Here is a 16,400-nt window from a genome sequence, read left to right on the forward strand (position 1 = left end):
ACATGCCGATCCTGGTGATCACGGGTACCGGCACGGAGGTCGGCAAGACGGTCACGACGGCGGCGGTCGCCGCCGCCGCGCTCGCGGCCGGCCGGACCGTCGCGGTGCTGAAGGCCGCGCAGACCGGAGTGGGGCCCGACGAGCGCGGGGACGCCGACGAGGTCGCGCGGCTGGCGGGTCCGGTCACGGTGGCCGAGGTGGCCCGCTACCCCGAGCCGCTGGCCCCGGCGACGGCGGCCCGGCGGGCCGGGCGGGAGCCGGTGCGGCCGGCCGACGTGGCGGAGGCGGCGCAGAAGCTCGCCACCGAGCACGACCTGGTGCTGGTGGAGGGCGCGGGCGGCCTGCTCGTCCGGTTCGACGAGGCGGGCGGCACGCTGGCCGACGTGGCGGAGCTGCTGCGCGCGCCGGTGCTGCTGGTGGCGTCGGCGGGCCTGGGCACGCTGAACACCACCGAGCTGACGGCCCGTGAACTGCGGTCGCGCGGGCTGGAGTTGCTGGGGGTGGTGATCGGGAGCTGGCCGGGGGCACCCGACCTGGCGATGCGGTGCAACGTCACGGACCTGCCGGAGGTGTCCGGAGCACCGCTGCTGGGCGCGCTGCCCGAGGGCGCCGGGGCCCGGAACCCGGCCGACTTCCGCGCGACGGCGCCCGGTTGGGTGGCTCCGCGCCTGGACGGGACGTGGCACGCGGAGGCGTTCCGCGAGGCGGCGGACGCCTGAGCACCCGCTCTGCGGGCCGCTGCGCCGCTCGCACCTCCTCCGCTTCCGCCCGCTGCGGTGCGCGGGGGTGCGGGCGGCGCCCACGGGGGACAATCGACGTAACGGCTACCGGAGGAGGTCAGCCATGTCGTCGCGCTCCGTCACCCAGGACGCCGTCCACCACCCCCTCTTCGCCCGCTTCTACGCCCGTCTGAGCCTGAAGCTGGAGGCCGGCGTCGGCCCGCACCGGGCCGAGCTGCTGGACGGGCTCACGGGAAGGGTCATCGAGATCGGCGCGGGCAACGGGCTGAACTTCGCCCACTACCCGCCCGCGGTGTCCGAGGTCGTCGCCATCGAACCCGAGCGCACCCTGCGCCAGTTGGCCCGTACGGCGGCGCTGCGCGCGGAGGTGCCGGTGGACGTGGTGCCGGGCGCCGCGGAGGCGCTGCCGGTCAAGAGCGAGGCGTTCGACGCGGCCGTGCTGTCCCTGGTGCTGTGCAGCGTCCGGGACGTCGGACGGGCGCTCGGGGAGGTGCGGCGCGTGCTGCGGCCGGGCGGCGAGGTGCGGTTCTTCGAGCACGGCGCGGGCGGCGGGCGGGTGATGCGGCTGAGCCAGCGGGCGCTGGACCGCACGGTGTGGCCGCTGCTGTTCGGCGGCTGCCACCTGCACCGGGACCCGCTCGACGCGATCCGGACGGCGGGCTTCGCGCTGGGCCCGCACCGCGACCTGCTGGTACCGGACACGGGCCCGAGGACGCCCAGCTCGTTCTGCGTGCTCGGCAGGGCGTACCGGCCAGAGCCGGTCTGAGCCGGGGGCGGACTCGGTCGCGGGGAGGATGTCCCCGGTCGGGGCGGTCACATTAGGCTCGGCGCCAGTGCGTCGCCCTGTTCCCCGCGCGCGAGGAGGCCGCCTTGTCCACACCTGCTGCGGAGCACGCCCCCGGCCTGGCCCCGGCCGACGGGATCGCGGCCCGGGCCCGCGGTCTGACCAAGGCGTACGGCACGGGCGAGACGGCCGTGCTGGCGCTGGACTCGGTCGACGTGGACGTCGTGCGCGGCCGCTTCACCGCCGTGATGGGCCCCTCCGGGTCCGGCAAGTCCACCCTGATGCACTGCCTGGCGGGCCTGGACACCGTCTCGGCGGGGCGGGTCTGGCTCGGCGACACGGAGATCACGGGGCTGCGGGAGCGGGAGCTGACCCGGTTGCGGCGCGACCGGATCGGGTTCATGTTCCAGTCGTTCAACCTGATCCCCACGCTCAGCGCCGCCGAGAACATCACCTTGCCCATGGACATCGCCGGCCGCAGGCCGGACCCCGCGTGGCTGGACCAGGTGATCGACGCGCTCGGGCTGCGCGACCGGCTCCGCCACCGGCCCGCCCAGTTGTCCGGCGGCCAGCAGCAGCGGGTGGCCTGCGCCCGGGCGCTGCTCTCCCGGCCCGAGCTGATCTTCGCGGACGAGCCGACGGGCAACCTGGACTCGCGGGCGGGCCTGGAGGTGCTCGGGTTCCTGCGGCGGGCGGTGGACGAGCTGGGGCAGACGGTCGTCATGGTGACCCACGACCCCGGTGCGGCGGCCCACTCGGACCTGGTGCTGTTCCTCGCGGACGGCCGGATCGTGGACGAGATGGCGCGGCCCACGGCGGAGGCGGTGCTGGAGCGGATGAAACGGTTCGACGTGATCCGCGCGGCGGTCGACGAGACGGGGCGCGGGGCGGACGGGACCGGTCGCGACCCCGGCGACGGGGGCGGCGCCGGCGGGGAACGGCGGGGCTGAGCCGGTGCTCAGGGCGACACTGAGGAGCTTCCTCGCGCACAAGGGCCGTCTGCTGCTGTCGGCCCTGGCCGTGGTGCTGTCCGTCGCGTTCGTCGCGGGCAGTCTGATCTTCTCCGACACGGTCTCGCGCACCTTCGACCGGCTCTTCGCGTCGACCGCGGCGGACGTGACCGTGGCGCCGAAGGACGACCTGGGCTCCCGGGTCGCGACCGGCGCGGTGCAGACCGTGCCCGCCGCGCTGGCCGACCGGCTGGCCCGGGTCCCGGGCGCCGCCTCCGCCCACGCGGACGTCCGCGCGAACAACGTGACGGTGGTGGACGGCCGGCGCCGGTCGCTCGGCTCGACCACCGGCGCGCCCACCATCGCCACCGACTGGCACGTCACCGACCGCAGCCCGGTCGAGCTGACCTCCGGGCACGCCCCGCGCGGCGCCGGTGAGGCCCTGCTCGACGCGGACACCGCCGACCGCAAGCACGTGCGGATCGGCGACACGCTCACGGTGATGGCCCAGCCCGGGTCGCTGCGGGTCCGGATCGTCGGCATCGCCACGTTCACCACGACCAATCCGGGCGCGTCCCTGGTCTACCTCGACCCGCGCGTGGCCGCCGCGGAGCTGCTGGGCTCCCCCGCGCGCGCCACGAGCATCTCGGTGCAGGCGGCACCCGGCGTGTCCGACGCCCTCCTCGCGCGGCGGGTCGAGGCCGCGGTGGGCCCCGGCGCGTACGACGTGAAGACCGCGGCCGAGCACGCCAAGTCCTCCGCGGAGCAACTGGGCACGTTCCTCGACGTCATCAAGTACGTGATGCTCGGTTTCGCCGGGGTCGCCGTCCTGGTCGGGATCTTCCTCATCGTCAACACCTTCTCGATGCTCGTCGCCCAGCGCACCCGTGAGCTGGGACTGCTGCGCGCCCTGGGCGCCGACCGCCGCCAGGTGCGCCGCTCGGTGCTCACCGAGGCGGTGCTGCTGGGGCTGGTCGGCTCGACGCTGGGCCTCGGGGCCGGGATCGGGCTCGCGGCCGGGCTGATCCGGCTGATGGGCGCGTTCGGCATGAACCTGAGGGCCGCCGACATGGTCGTCGGTTGGCCGACCCCGGTGGCGGCGTACGTCGTCGGCGTCGGCGTCACGTTCGTCGCCGCGTACCTCCCGGCCCGGCGCGCGGCCGGCGTCTCCCCGATGGCGGCGCTGGCGGACGCCGACGTGGCGGGCGTGGGGCGGCCGCTGCGGGTGCGCGCGGTGGCCGGCGCCGTCGTCGGGGCGCTGGGCGCGGCCGCGCTGGCCGGCTGTGCGGCGGCCTCGCGGACGGCGTCGGCGGCCTCGCTGCTGGGGCTCGGGGTGGTGCTCACGCTCGTCGCGACGGTGGTCGCCGGTCCGCTGCTGGTGCGGCCGGTGATCCGGGTGCTGGGCGGCGCGTTCCCGGCGCTGTTCGGCCCGGTGGGGCGGATGAGCCAGCGCAACGCCCTGCGCAACCCGCGCCGGACCGGGGCCACGGCGGCCGCGCTGATGGTGGGCCTGGCGCTGGTGGGCGGCATGTCGGTGGCGAGCGCGTCCATGTCGGCGTCGTTCGACCAGCAGATCGACCGCACGCTCGGCGCGGACTTCGTGGTGCAGAACGCCAACTTCACCCCGTTCTCCCGGGAGGTCACCGACCGGGTGCGCGGCACCGAGGGCGTCGGTCTCGTCGTTCGGCAGCGGTTCGCGCCGGTCGCGCTGCGGCTGCCGGACGGCCGTCGGGTGACGACGACCGCCTCCGGGTACGACCCGCGGGTCGACGACGTCGCCCACGTCACGTACGTCGGGGGCGGCTCGGCCGCGGCCCTCGCGGACGGCGGCATCGGCATGGACGCCGGCTTCGCGCGCGACCACCACGTGCGGCTCGGCAGCGTGCTCCCGGCGGAGTTCCCGGGCGGCCGGCGCGCCGCGCTGAGGGTCGGAGCGCTCACCGACCAGGACGCCGCCGAGGGCTTCGGCATGCAGGGCGGCGTCTTCCTGGGCCTGGCCACCGTGGAGCGGTACATCCCGGGCGGCCAGGACACGGCGCTGTACGTCAACGCCGCCGCCGGCACGGACGCGGACCGGCTGCGGCCGCGGCTGGAGCGGGCCCTGGACGCCTACCCGCAGGTGCAGGTGCGCGACCAGGCGGACTACAAGGAGCTCGTGCACGACCAGATCGCGGTGCTGCTCTACCTGGTCTACGCGCTGCTCGGGCTGGCCATCGTGATCGCGGTGCTCGGGGTGGTGAACACCCTCGCCCTGTCGGTGGTGGAGCGCACCCGCGAGATCGGCCTGCTGCGCGCCATCGGGCTGGCCCGGCGCCAGCTCCGGCGGATGATCCGGCTGGAGTCGGTGGTGATCGCGGTGTTCGGCGCGGTGCTGGGGCTCGCGCTGGGCCTGGTGTGGGGCGTGTGCACCCAGCGGGTGCTGGCCCTGCAGGGCATGAAGGCGCTGGCGGTGCCGTGGGGCACGATCGTCGCGGTGGTGGTCGGCTCGGCGGTGGTCGGGGTGGTGGCGGCCCTGCTCCCGGCGCTGCGGGCCTCGCGGATGAACGTGCTGGCGGCGATCGCGCACGAGTGACAGGGGCGGGGCGTCCGGATGCTGGAATTGCGGGTGTCGCCCCCTGGACCGTGATGGGATCCGTCCATGTCGGAACTGCGCATACGGGCCGCCGTGCCCGGTGATCTGGACGCCGTGCTCGCCTTCTGGAGGACCGCCGCGGAGGGCACGAGCATCAGTGACGACCGCGACGGCGTGGAGCGGCTGCTCGCCCGCGACCCGGAGGCGCTGCTGCTCGCGGAGAGCGCGGGTGACCTGGTCGGCACGGTGATCGCCGGGTTCGACGGCTGGCGCTGCCACCTGTACCGGCTCGCGGTGCACCCCGGGTCCCGGCGCCGGGGCGTCGGCTCGGCCCTGCTGGCGGCGGCCGAGGAGCGCTTCGTACGGCTCGGCGGGCGGCGCGGGGACGCGATGGTGCTGACCCGCAACGAGACCGCGCACCATGCCTGGCGCGCCGCGGGGTACACGGCGCAGGAGCAGTGGCGCCGGTGGGTCAAGCCGCTCACCTGACCGTTCCCCGGGCGGACGAGGCCCATCCCACCGGCTCCTTTGCTCATCCTTTACCATTGACGGGACACTCGGTCCCTCGATGAAAGGTTGTGAGCGTCCGCCCATGGGCGAGCCTCCCAGTCCGCGCCCTCGCGCGCCCCGCCCTGCCCCGTCCGACCATGGGACGGAGGTGACCCGATGACCGAAGTGCTCCTGCTGCTGGTGGCGGTCCTGCTGTCGCTGGCCTGCGGCGCCTTCGTGGCCGCCGAGTTCTCGCTGACCACGGTCGAGCGCAGCGAGCTGGAACGCGCGGTGGAACGCGGTGAGCGCGGCGCCGCCGGCGCCCTCAAGGCCGCGCGCAACCTCACCTTCCAGCTCTCCGGCGCGCAGCTCGGCATCACCGTCACCAACCTCGTGGTCGGCATGCTGTCCGAGCCCTCGATCGCCAAGCTGATCGCCGGTCCGCTGGAGTCGCTCGGCCTGTCGTCGTCCACGTCGAGTTCGGTCGCGCTCGTGCTGGGCACGGCCCTGTCGACGGTGTTCCTGATGGTCGTCGGCGAGCTGGTGCCCAAGAACTGGGCGATCTCCTCGCCGCTGGCGGTGGCCAAGCGGGTCGGCACCCCGCAGCGCTGGTTCAGCGCGGCCTTCCGCCCGTTCATCACCCACCTGAACAACACCGCCAACCGCTTCGTGCGGCGCCTGGGCATCGAGCCCGCCGAGGAGCTGGCCTCCGCGCGCGGACCCCAGGAGCTGGCCGCCCTCGCCCGGCACTCCGCCAAGGAGGGCGCCCTGGAGCCCGACACCGCCGAGCTGTTCGTGCGGACCCTGAACCTGGCCGACCTGACCGCGGAGAACGTGATGACCCCGCGCGTCCAGGTCATCGCCCTGGACGCCCAGGCGACCTGCGAGGACGTGGCCAACGCGACCCGCGCCACGGGCCTGTCCCGCTTCCCCGTCTACCGCGGCAGCCTCGACTCCGTCGTCGGCACCGCCCACGTCAAGGACGTGCTGGCCGTCCCCGCCTCCCGCCGCACCCGCGTGCCGGTCGCCGAGATCATGCGCGAACCGCTGCTGGTCCCCGAGTCGCTGACCGTCGACCGGCTCCTGGACCGGCTGTCCGGCAGGCGCACGATGGCCGTCGTCATCGACGAGTACGGCGGCACGGCGGGCGTGGCGACCCTGGAGGACATCGTCGAGGAGGTCGTCGGCGAGGTGCGCGACGAGCACGACCCGCACGAGACGCCCGACCTGGCCCCCGCGGGCACGGACGACACGGGCCACGCCCTGTTCTCCGCCGACGGGGCCGCCCGCATCGACCAGCTCGCGCGCGTGGGCCTGCGCGCCCCGGACGGGCCGTACGAGACCCTGGCCGGGCTCGTGGCCGCGGAGCTGGGCCGCATACCGGACGTGGGTGACACCGTCGAGGTCGGCGGCTGGCGCCTGGACGTGGTGGACGCGTCCGGCCGCCGGGCCGCGCGCGTGCTGCTGCACGCGCCGCTCGACGACCAGAGCGAGCAGGAGGTCGGGAAGTGACCGCGGTCCAGTTGCTGATCGGGCTGGCGACGCTGGTCGTCAACGCCTTCTTCGTCGGCGCGGAGTTCGCGCTGATCTCCGTGCGCCGCTCGCAGGTCGAACCGCACGCCGAGGCGGGCGACCGGCGCGCGCGCAGCGTGCTGTGGGGCCTGCAGCACGTCTCGGCGCTGATGGCCGCCGCGCAGCTCGGCATCACGCTGTGCACCCTGATCCTCGGCGTGGTCGCCGAGCCGGCGATCGCGCACCTGCTGGAGCCGGTGTTCCACGCGGTGGGCGTGCCGGCGGGCGCGGGCCACGCGGTGTCCTTCGTGATCGCGCTGACGCTGGCGACGTACCTGCACATGCTGCTCGGCGAGATGGTGCCGAAGAACGTCGCGCTCGCCGAGCCGGTGCGCAGCGCGCTGCTCCTGGGGCCGCCGCTGGTGGCCCTGTCCCGGGCGCTGCGGCCGGTGATCTTCGCGATCAACGCCTTCGCGAACGGGCTGCTGAAGCTGTTGCGGATCGAGACCAAGGACGAGGTCACGGCGACGTTCTCGGACGCCGAGCTGGCCCAGATCGTCAAGGACGCCGGTGAGGCGGGCCTGATCGACGAGGCCGCCCAGGAGCGCCTGCACGACGCGCTGGAGCTGGGCCGGCGCCCGGTGCGGGACGTCGTCCTGCCGCTGGAGCGGGTGGTGTACGCCCGGGTGGGCGTCACGCCGGAGGAGCTGGAGGGGCTGGCCGCCGCGTCGGGGTTCTCCCGCTTCCCGGTCGTGGACGAGGGGCGGCGCATCGTGGGCTACCTCCACGTCAAGGACGCGCTGGACGCCTCGCCGCGGGACGTGCCGTTCCGGCTGCGGGACATGCGGCCCATCGCGCGCGTGCGGGAGACGACGCCCCTGGACGACGTCCTCACCGCGATGCGCGGCAGCCGCACCCACCTGGCGGCCGTCCTCGGCTCGGACGGCCGCCTGGCCGGCCTGGTCACCATGGAGGACGTGCTGCAGGAGCTGTTCGGGCAGCGGGTGTAGCGCCGCGCAGGACACCGGGGTCGGCCCGCGGCCACCGCGTCGCACGGGCCGACCGACCGGCGGGTATGGAGCCGGGATACGATCGCTGACGCCATGCAGACGAACCCCCCTTCCCCGGCTCCCCCGTACTCCAGCCTGGTCGCGGTCGGCGACTCGTTCACGGAGGGCATGTCGGACCTGTTGCCCGACGGCACCTACCGCGGCTGGGCCGACCTGCTGGCCGGCCGGATGGCCGCGCAGGCGCCCGGCTTCCGCTACGCCAACCTCGCCGTGCGCGGCAAGCTCATCGGGCAGATCGTCCACGAGCAGGTGGACGTGGCGGCGGCCATGGGCGCCGACGTGATCACCCTGGTCGGCGGCCTGAACGACACCCTGCGCCCCAAGTGCGACATGGGCCGGGTCACGGGCCTGCTCACCGAGGCCGTGGAGCGCCTGGCGCCGCACTGCAAGCAGCTCGTGCTGATGCGCAGCCCGGGCCGGCAGGGGCCGGTCCTGGAGCGGTTCCGGCCGCGCATGGAGGAGCTGTTCGCCTGCGTCGACGACCTGGCCGCCCGGCACGGCGCCGTCGTCGTCGACCTGTACGGCGCGCCCTCGCTCGCCGACCCGCGGCTGTGGGACGTCGACCGGCTGCACCTGACGGCCGAGGGGCACCGCCGGGTCGCGGAGGCCGTCTGGCAGGCGCTCGGCTACGACCCCGAGGACACCGAGTGGCGCACGCCGCTCGCGGCCACCCCGCCGCCCCGCTGGGTGGCCCGCCGCATCGCCGACGCCCGCTTCGCCCGCGAGCACCTGCTGCCGTGGATAGGCCGCCGGCTGACCGGCCGCTCCTCGGGCGACGGCCGCCCCGCCAAGCGCCCCGACCTGCTGCCCTACGACCATTCCCGCACACCGGGCGGCGGAGCCGACGCCCCGTGACGGAGGTCTCGTAGGTTCCGCCGAACCCGGCCGTGGCGCTGGCCTGCACGAATCGCCAGTAGAATCCGTACACGTGACTTCTGCGCCCGCCAAGCCCCGCATCCCGAACGTCCTCGCCGGACGCTACGCCTCCGCCGAGCTCGCCACGCTCTGGTCGCCCGAGCACAAGGTCAAGCTGGAGCGCCGGCTCTGGCTCGCCGTGCTGCGTGCCCAGAAGGACCTCGGGATCGAGGTGCCGGACGCGGCGATCGCCGACTACGAGCGTGTCCTGGACACCGTCGACCTGGCCTCCGTCGCCGAGCGCGAGAAGGTCACCCGGCACGACGTGAAGGCGCGGATCGAGGAGTTCAACGACCTCGCCGGGCACGAGCAGGTCCACAAGGGCATGACCTCCCGCGACCTGACGGAGAACGTCGAGCAGCTGCAGATCCGGCTCTCCCTTGAGCTGGTCCGTGACCGCACCGTGGCCGTCCTCGCGCGGCTCGGCAAGCTGGCCGCCGAGTACGGCGAGCTGGTCATGGCCGGCCGCTCCCACAACGTGGCCGCCCAGGCCACCACCCTCGGCAAGCGTTTCGCGACCGCCGCCGACGAGCTGCTGGTGGCCTACGGCCGCGTCGAGGAGCTGCTCGGCCGTTACCCGCTGCGCGGCATCAAGGGCCCGGTCGGCACCGCCCAGGACATGCTGGACCTGCTCGGCGGGGACGCGGCGAAGCTGGCCGACCTGGAGCAGCGCATCGCCGACCACCTCGGCTTCGGGCAGGCGTTCACCTCGGTCGGCCAGGTCTACCCGCGCTCGCTGGACTACGAGGTCGTCACCGCCCTGGTGCAGCTGGCGGCGGCGCCGTCCTCGCTGGCGAAGACGATCCGCCTGATGGCGGGGCACGAGCTGGTCACCGAGGGCTTCAAGCCGGGCCAGGTCGGCTCGTCGGCGATGCCGCACAAGATGAACACCCGCTCCTGCGAGCGCGTCAACGGCCTCATGGTGATCCTGCGCGGCTACGCCTCCATGACCGGCGAGCTGGCGGGCGACCAGTGGAACGAGGGCGACGTGTCCTGCTCGGTGGTGCGCCGCGTCGCGCTGCCGGACGCGTTCTTCGCGCTGGACGGCCTGCTGGAGACGTTCCTGACCGTGCTCGACGAGTTCGGCGCCTTCCCGGCCGTGGTGGCCCGCGAGCTGGACCGCTACCTGCCGTTCCTGGCCACCACCAAGGTGCTGATGGCGTCGGTGCGCGCCGGGGTGGGCCGCGAGGAGGCGCACGAGGCGATCAAGGAGAACGCCGTGGCGTGCGCGCTGGCGATGCGCGAGCAGGGCGCCGAGCGCAACGAGCTGCTCGACCGGCTGGCCGCGGACGCGCGCATCCCGCTGGACCGGCGGGGGCTGGACGCGCTGATGGCCGACAAGCTGTCCTTCACGGGCGCGGCCGCCGACCAGGTCGGCACGGTCGTCGCGCGGATCGACGAGATCGTGAAGCAGCGTCCGGAGGCCGCGGGGTACTCGCCGGGGGCGATCCTCTGATCCACCCCGACCGCTGAACTGGAGGGACCCGTGCCCCGTTTCACCCCGGCGCAACTGGAGGCCGCCCGCGACCGGCTCGTCCCGGACGTCGTGGCACCGGACCTGCGCGTGCTGTTCTGCGGGATCAACCCGGGTCTGATGACCGCCGCGACGGGGCATCACTTCGCGCGGCCCGGCAACCGGTTCTGGCCGGTGCTGCACCTGTCGGGGTTCACACCGAGACTGCTCAAGCCGGCCGAGCAGCAGGAGCTGCTGTCGTACGGGCTCGGGATCACCAACGTGGTGGCCCGGGCCACGGCGCGGGCGGACGAGCTGACGGCTGAGGAATACCGCGAGGGCGGCCGGCTGCTCGCGGAGAAGACGGCCCGGCTCAGGCCCCGGTGGCTGGCGGTGGTGGGGGTGACCGCCTATCGCGCGGCGTTCGACGAACGCAAGGCCCAGGTCGGCCCGCAGGAGCGGACGATCGGCGACACGCGCGTGTGGGTGCTGCCCAACCCCAGCGGTCTGAACGCCCACTGGACGGCGGCGACGATGGCGGAGGAGTTCGCCCGGCTGCGGGTGGCGGCGGACGGCGCGGCGAGCGGGGCGGAGGCCGGCGCGCCGGGCGGCCCGGCGGACGGGGCGGCGCCGCCGGTCAGGGCAGCGGAACCTCGGTGACGACCAGCAGCAGCCGGATCTCGTCGGAGGGGTCGAGGTCGGCGACGCCCACGGCGGCCCACCGCCCGTCCGCGGAGGGCTCCCAGACGCAGGCGTGAGCGACCGCCGTGCTGAACCCGGCCCAGGGCTCCGGTATCTCCCCCTTCTCGGTGCGCAGGCGTATCCCCTGCAGACCGTGCTCGAACGGCTCCCCCCACCGCGCGGCCAGGCCGTCGACCAGGTGCTCGGACTCCGCACGGAACTCCTCGCCCCGCGCCGCCCGGACCGCGGGATCCGCGTCCCGCAGCCCCTGACTGACCCTTAACTCGGCCGTGAAGTGACCGGGTCCGCCGAAGCCGAGTTCCGCCCTGCCGTCCCGGTCGGGGAAGTCCCGGGACCGCAGCAGGTCGGCCACGGCGAGATACGTCTCGATGCCCATGCGCTCCAGTAAACCGGCCGCCACTGACAATTGGCGGGGCGTCAGCCCGCCCTCCGCGACCGCCCCCTGCTTCCCGGTCTCAGACGTCCCGGCGCCGCACGCTCCACCCGCCCGCCGCGAGCGCCGTCGCCGCCCACAGCGCGGTCACCGCGAGGCCCGTCCAGGGGCCCGGTCCGGCGTCGGTGCCCGTGTGCAGCACGGCCTGACCGGCCCGGTCCGGCAGGTAGTCCGCGACCGTGCCCGACAGGTCGCCGATCACGAAGGAGACGATCAGCAGGAACGGCACGAGGAAGCCGAGCGTGGCGACACCGCTGCGCAGCACGGCCGCCAGCCCCGCGGCCAGCAGGGCCATCAGCGTCAGGTAGACCCCGCAGCCGACGACGCCGCGCATCCCGTCCGCCCAGGTGAGCTGATCGGCCCGGGCGCCCAAGGCGGTTCGGCCGGCGAATGGCCCGTCTCCTGCGCCCGCTGTTCCGCGGGACGACGTACACCCGGCTGCTGCACCTGTGGCTGCCGATGTTCGTCGCCAGTGTGTGGATGTTCATCGATCCCTCCAGGCCGTGGGTGCCCGCCCTGGCGGCCGTGCCCGTGGGGCTGGTCCCGGCGGTGCGCACGGGCGAGGGCGTGCAGGCGCAGTGGCTGCTCGCACGCGGCGTACGCGCTCCTCGCGCTGCTCCCCCTGATCGTGCTCCACGGCGCCGTGGCGGGCCTCGGCGCGCTGGCCACGGCGACCGCCCACCGGCTGCTCGGACCCTCCGCCGCCGAACGGCTCGCCGCCCTGGAGGAGCGCACCGAGCGCCTGCTGGAACGCACGCGCATCGCGCGCGAGTTGCACGACTCCATCGGGCACGCGCTGACGGTCGCCGTGGTGCAGGCGGGGGCGGCACGGGCGGCGGGCGACCCGGATTTCACCGACCGGGCCCTGGAAGCCATCGAGGAGACCGGCCGCACGGCCCTGGAGGACCTGGAACGGGTGCTCGGCGTGCTGCGGGAGGGGGACCGCCCGGCGAGCAGCCGGCCCACGCTGGCGGACGCCGACCGGCTGCTGGAGTCGGCGCGGGCGTCCGGGGCGACGATCGACGCGCGCCGCGCTGCTCGGCGGCCGGGCGTCGACGGGGCCCGACGGGGGTGACTGGCGGGTGCGGGCGGAACTGCCGCTGGGGTGAGCCCGGCCGGCCGGGCCGCCCAGGGTGCGGAGGGACCCGGGAGCAGGGGGCGTCCGGGGGCCAAGGATGTCGGTGGGGTGATCTAGGGTGGCCGGATGGGTGTCACCGTGCTCCTCGTCGACGACGAGCCCCTGGTCCGCGCGGGGTTGCGGGCCGTGCTGGGGGCGCAGCCCGACATCGAGGTGGTCGGCGAGGCGGCCGACGGGGCGGCGGTGCTCCCCCTCGTGCGGCACCTGCGGCCCGACGTGGTCGCCATGGACGTCCGCATGCCCCTCCTTTCGTCGCGCCGGGCTGAGCCATGAGGATCTTCGACCGCGCGGCGGGGTTCGTGGTCGCCGCGGGCCCCCGCGCCGAGTACGATCCGCCCAACACGCGCACGAGCTGGGAGGACGGACGTTGGGGCGGCTGACCGGCGGGGATCCCTCGCTGTTGCGAAGGATCAATTCCGCGGTGGTGCTGCACGCGATGCGTGCCACGGACTGCGCGACGCTGACGGAGATCACCCGGGTGACCGGACTGTCCCGGCCGACGGTCGAGGGCGTCGTCGAGGACCTCATAGAGGCCGGGCTGGTCATGGAGAAGGCGGCCGAGGAGGGCGCGGCCCGGCGGCAGGGGCGGCCGGCGCGGCGGTTCCGGTTCCGCGCGGAGGCCGGTCACCTGCTGGGCCTGGAGATCGGGCCGCACCGCGTGGCGGCGCTGCTCTCCGCCCTGGACGGCCGCGTGATGGGCGCTCAGGCCAAGGACGTGGAGGAGACGGCGTCGGCCGACGAGCGGCTGGAGCGGCTGCGCACGGCGGTCGCCGAGCTGCTGCGCCGCGCCGGGGTGCCGCGCAGCTCCCTGCGGGCGGTCGGCGTGGCCACGCCCGGCATCGTCGAGGCGGACGGCACCGTACGGCTGAGCACGGCGCTGCCCGAGTGGACGGGGCTGCGGCTGGGCGAGCGGCTGAGCCGGTCCTTCAAGTGCCCGGTGCTGGTGGAGAACGACGCGAACGCGGCGGCGGTCGCCGAGCACTGGAAGGGCGCCGCGACGGAGTCCGACGACGTCGTGTTCGTGCTGGCGGGGCTGAGCCCCGGCGCCGGTTCGCTGATCGGCGGGCGGCTGCACCGCGGGTACGGCGGGGCGGCCGGGGAGATCGGCGCGCTGCACCTGCTGGGGCGCGGGGACACCCCCGAGACGCTGCTGTCCACGACGGACGAGCCGCTGCACCCGCTGGACGAGCAGGCCGTCGCGGCGGTGTTCGCGAAGGCGCGTGAGGGTGACCAGCGGGCCCGGGCCGCCGTGGAGCGGTTCATCCAGCGGCTCGTGCACGACGTGGCGGCGCTGGTGCTGGCGCTGGATCCCGAGCTGGTGGTGATCGGCGGCTGGGCTGCGGGGCTCGACGGGGCGCTGGAGCCGCTGCGGCGGGAGCTGGCGCGGTACTGTCTGCGGCCGCCGAAGGTGACGTTGTCCCTGCTGGGCGAGGCCGCGGTGGCCACGGGGGCGTTGCGGCTGGCGCTGGACCACGTGGAGGAGCAGTTGTTCGCGGTGGAGGGCACGGTGACCGCGAGGCGGTGACGGGGGCGTGGGCGCGGCAGGGCAGGCGTGGTCGGCGTTCACTGTGAAGGCCGGGTGGGACCGGCTCTGTGCGCGGTTCCCCGCGCCCCTGGGTGGGAATGGCCTGAGCCCGTTGCGAAGGCGCCGTGAGGCGTCCCTGTGCCCCGGGCTTGCCGGGGCACAGGGGCCTTTTCCGGTCGGTCAGGACGCCTGGCGTTCCGGGCCGTGGTAGATCTCCACGTCTCCCGTGGCGCCGAAGGTCAGGCGGCAGGTGTCGGCGCGGTACGTGGCGACGGCGAGCGCGGCGGTGCGGCCCTCGGCGACGAAGCGGGTGGTGACGACCAGGACCGGGGCGCCGGGCAGGCGGTCGAGTTCCTTGGCGTCGTCGGCGCGCGCCGAGCCCAGCTCCACCGAGCGGTCCTGGCCCTCCAGTTCGCGCCGCTGGAGTTCGCGCAGCACCGCCCGCGCGCGTGCGGCGCCGGACGGGGCGTCGATGGCGCTCAGCTCGGGCACCGAGGACTGCGGGACGTAGAGCAGTTCGGCCGCGACGGGCTGGCCGTGGGTCACGCGCGAGCGGCGCACGACGTGCACGGGCTCGTCCCGTCCGGTCTCCAGGGCCTCGGCGACCGCGGCGGGGGGCGGCGCGAGGTCGCAGTCCACGGGCTGCCAGCCGTCGTCGGCCGTGCCCGGCCACACCTGGCCGCCCGTGCCCACGGCGACCCCCATGCGCGGCGGCGCCACCGTCGTGCCGACCCCCCGTCGGCGCTGCAGGCGGCCCTCCAGCTCGAGTTGCTCCAGCGCCTGCCGGAGCGTGGCGCGGGCCACGCCGAAACGGGCCGCCAGCTCACGCTCGTTGGGCAGGATTTCCCCTACCGCGAACTCCGAGTCGAGTGCTTCGCTGAGCACGGTCTTGAGGTGCCAGTACTTTGGCTCCGGCACCGATTCCAGTTGCGTGGTCCCCACCCTGTCCTCCGCAATCGCCGTGTCCCGGCGGCGTTTTCGCGCCCTTGTTTATTAAAGGTTGTTGCACTTGTCTGCGACCATAGGGCGGCCCCCACCCTTGGTCAAGACCAATCCTGGAACCCTTGGGAAGCCCACAGGTCATGGGCCGGAAAGCGTTCACGGGGCGTTCGTACGGCAGCGTTCCCGTGACACGACGGCAAAGCCCCCGTCGTAGGACGGGGGCCGGGTGCCGCGGCGCGGGCGCTACGCGGGCAGGGCGCGCAGCTTGTCGGGGTTGCGGACGGCGTAGACGGCCTGGATCCGGCCGTCCGCCACGTCGAGCTGGAAGACGCAGTCGGGGCGGTCCCCGGACAGCACCAGCAGGGCCGGGCCGCCGTTGAGCTCCAGGAAGCGGTACGACGCGTCCTCGACGCCCTTGCGGGCGACGCCGAGCAGGAAGCGGCCGACGGAGTCGGCGCCCTCCAGGACCCGCAGCGGGGCCTTGGCCTTGCCGCCGCTGTCGCCGACGAGACGGACGTCGGGGGCGAGCAGCTCCAGCAGGGCGTCCAGGTCGCCGCCGGAGGCCGCGGCGAGGAAGCGTTCGGTCAGTTCGCGGCGCAGGGCCGGGTCGACCTCGTAGCGCGGGCGCCGCTCCGCCGCGTGCCGCCGCGCACGGCCGGCGAGCTGGCGCACCGCGGTCTCGCTGCGGTCGAGCATCGCGGCGATGTCGGCGAACGGGAAGCCGAACGCCTCGCGCAGGACGAACACCGCGCGTTCCAGGGGCGAGAGCGACTCCAGGACGACGAGGACGGCCAGGGACACGGTGTCCGCGAGCACCGCGCGCTCGGCGCCGTCCGGCGCGGTGTCCCCGAAGTCGGTGACCCAGGGTTCGGGCAGCCAGGGGCCGACGTAAGCCTCGTTGCGCGACTTGATCCGGGCGAGCCGGTCGATGGCCAGCCGGGTGGTGACGCGGACCAGGTAGGGGCGGGGTTCGCGCACGGTGGAGCGGTCCACGCCGGACCAGCGCAGCCAGGCGTCCTGCACCACGTCCTCGGCGTCGGCCACCCGGCCGAGCATGCGGTAGGCGACCCCCATGAGGAGGGGCCGCTGCTCTTCGAAGACGTCGGTCGCGGTGTCGGCTGGCACAGGACCATCCCAACCGACCGGGCCCCGCCGTGTCCAGCAGGTACCCGGCG

14 protein-coding genes and 3 pseudogenes are annotated in these 16,400 nt (G+C 74.8%); 13 read left to right on the plus strand and 4 right to left on the minus strand.

Features of this window, described 5'->3' with window-relative positions; translation table 11 throughout:
- The first annotated feature begins 2 nt into the window (after positions 1-2).
- The 10 genes from bioD to mug all read left to right on the plus strand — a co-directional run bounded on the left by bioD (position 3) and on the right by mug (position 11,145).
- Complete coding sequence (gene bioD / locus E4U92_RS10515; protein WP_168725083.1) at positions 3-719, plus strand: dethiobiotin synthase; 717 nt, start codon at positions 3-5, stop codon at positions 717-719.
- Positions 720-843: 124 nt separating this feature from the next.
- The gene (locus tag E4U92_RS10520; protein WP_137300040.1) at positions 844-1,506 is read left to right on the plus strand and encodes a class I SAM-dependent methyltransferase; all 663 of its coding nucleotides are present in this window, start codon (positions 844-846) and stop codon (positions 1,504-1,506) included.
- A 104-nt stretch (positions 1,507-1,610) separates the two neighbouring features.
- On the plus strand, positions 1,611-2,474 hold the full coding sequence (locus tag E4U92_RS10525; protein ID WP_229862386.1) for an ABC transporter ATP-binding protein: 864 nt from the start codon (positions 1,611-1,613) through the stop codon (positions 2,472-2,474).
- Between the two features lie 4 nt (positions 2,475-2,478).
- Positions 2,479-5,046, plus strand: coding sequence for an ABC transporter permease (locus E4U92_RS10530; protein ID WP_137300041.1), 2,568 nt, complete (start codon positions 2,479-2,481; stop codon positions 5,044-5,046).
- A gap of 66 nt (positions 5,047-5,112) precedes the next feature.
- Positions 5,113-5,535, plus strand: coding sequence for a GNAT family N-acetyltransferase (locus E4U92_RS10535; protein WP_137300042.1), 423 nt, complete (start codon positions 5,113-5,115; stop codon positions 5,533-5,535).
- Between the two features lie 177 nt (positions 5,536-5,712).
- The gene (locus tag E4U92_RS10540; protein WP_137300043.1) at positions 5,713-7,047 is read left to right on the plus strand and encodes a hemolysin family protein; all 1,335 of its coding nucleotides are present in this window, start codon (positions 5,713-5,715) and stop codon (positions 7,045-7,047) included.
- Positions 7,044-8,057 carry a hemolysin family protein gene (locus tag E4U92_RS10545; RefSeq protein ID WP_137300044.1) on the plus strand — a complete coding sequence of 338 codons (1,014 nt, stop codon included), beginning with the start codon at positions 7,044-7,046 and terminating at the stop codon, positions 8,055-8,057. The genes E4U92_RS10540 and E4U92_RS10545 overlap by 4 nt, the downstream gene beginning before the upstream one ends.
- Before the next feature lie 93 nt (positions 8,058-8,150).
- Positions 8,151-8,972, plus strand: coding sequence for an SGNH/GDSL hydrolase family protein (locus E4U92_RS10550; RefSeq protein WP_137300045.1), 822 nt, complete (start codon positions 8,151-8,153; stop codon positions 8,970-8,972).
- 73 nt (positions 8,973-9,045) lie between these two features.
- Complete coding sequence (gene purB / locus E4U92_RS10555; RefSeq protein WP_137300046.1) at positions 9,046-10,488, plus strand: adenylosuccinate lyase; 1,443 nt, start codon at positions 9,046-9,048, stop codon at positions 10,486-10,488.
- A gap of 30 nt (positions 10,489-10,518) precedes the next feature.
- Positions 10,519-11,145, plus strand: coding sequence for a G/U mismatch-specific DNA glycosylase (gene mug, locus E4U92_RS10560; RefSeq protein WP_229862382.1), 627 nt, complete (start codon positions 10,519-10,521; stop codon positions 11,143-11,145).
- Here the strand turns inward: mug and E4U92_RS10565 are convergent.
- Complete coding sequence (locus E4U92_RS10565) at positions 11,123-11,563, minus strand: hypothetical protein (RefSeq protein WP_168373698.1); 441 nt, start codon at positions 11,561-11,563, stop codon at positions 11,123-11,125. The genes mug and E4U92_RS10565 overlap by 23 nt on opposite strands.
- Before the next feature lie 79 nt (positions 11,564-11,642).
- A pseudogene (locus E4U92_RS10570) lies at positions 11,643-12,005 on the minus strand (ABC transporter permease); the annotation flags it as partial.
- A 5-nt stretch (positions 12,006-12,010) separates the two neighbouring features.
- Between E4U92_RS10570 and E4U92_RS10575 the strand changes: the two are divergent.
- The 3 genes and pseudogenes from E4U92_RS10575 (at position 12,011) to E4U92_RS10585 (ending at position 14,283) form a co-directional block, all read left to right on the plus strand.
- Positions 12,011-12,729, plus strand: a pseudogene (locus tag E4U92_RS10575) (sensor histidine kinase).
- Positions 12,730-12,824: 95 nt separating this feature from the next.
- Positions 12,825-13,022: pseudogene (locus tag E4U92_RS10580) on the plus strand (response regulator); the annotation flags it as partial.
- 103 nt (positions 13,023-13,125) lie between these two features.
- Positions 13,126-14,283, plus strand: coding sequence for an ROK family transcriptional regulator (locus E4U92_RS10585; protein WP_137300047.1), 1,158 nt, complete (start codon positions 13,126-13,128; stop codon positions 14,281-14,283).
- A gap of 180 nt (positions 14,284-14,463) precedes the next feature.
- Here E4U92_RS10585 and E4U92_RS10590 read toward each other — a convergent pair whose 3' ends face one another.
- Entirely contained in the window at positions 14,464-15,225 is a 762-nt protein-coding gene (locus tag E4U92_RS10590; protein ID WP_137300048.1) for a GntR family transcriptional regulator, read from the minus strand.
- A 243-nt stretch (positions 15,226-15,468) separates the two neighbouring features.
- Complete coding sequence (locus E4U92_RS10595) at positions 15,469-16,350, minus strand: RNA polymerase sigma-70 factor (RefSeq protein WP_137300049.1); 882 nt, start codon at positions 16,348-16,350, stop codon at positions 15,469-15,471.
- Positions 16,351-16,400 lie beyond the last annotated feature (50 nt).

Source organism: Streptomyces galbus, assembly GCF_005280195.1.
Taxonomy (GTDB): Bacteria; Actinomycetota; Actinomycetes; order Streptomycetales; family Streptomycetaceae; genus Streptomyces; species Streptomyces galbus.

Excerpts from the sequence above, each read along its gene's own strand:
- E4U92_RS10565 (WP_168373698.1), bottom strand. The coding sequence starts at position 11,563 with ATGGGCATCGAGACGTATCTCGCCGTGGCCGACCTGCTGCGGTCCCGG.
- E4U92_RS10520 (WP_137300040.1), top strand. The coding sequence starts at position 844 with ATGTCGTCGCGCTCCGTCACCCAGGACGCCGTCCACCACCCCCTCTTC.
- E4U92_RS10535 (WP_137300042.1), top strand. The coding sequence starts at position 5,113 with ATGTCGGAACTGCGCATACGGGCCGCCGTGCCCGGTGATCTGGACGCC.
- E4U92_RS10550 (WP_137300045.1), top strand. The coding sequence starts at position 8,151 with ATGCAGACGAACCCCCCTTCCCCGGCTCCCCCGTACTCCAGCCTGGTC.
- E4U92_RS10540 (WP_137300043.1), top strand. The coding sequence starts at position 5,713 with ATGACCGAAGTGCTCCTGCTGCTGGTGGCGGTCCTGCTGTCGCTGGCC.
- bioD (WP_168725083.1), top strand. The coding sequence starts at position 3 with ATGCCGATCCTGGTGATCACGGGTACCGGCACGGAGGTCGGCAAGACG.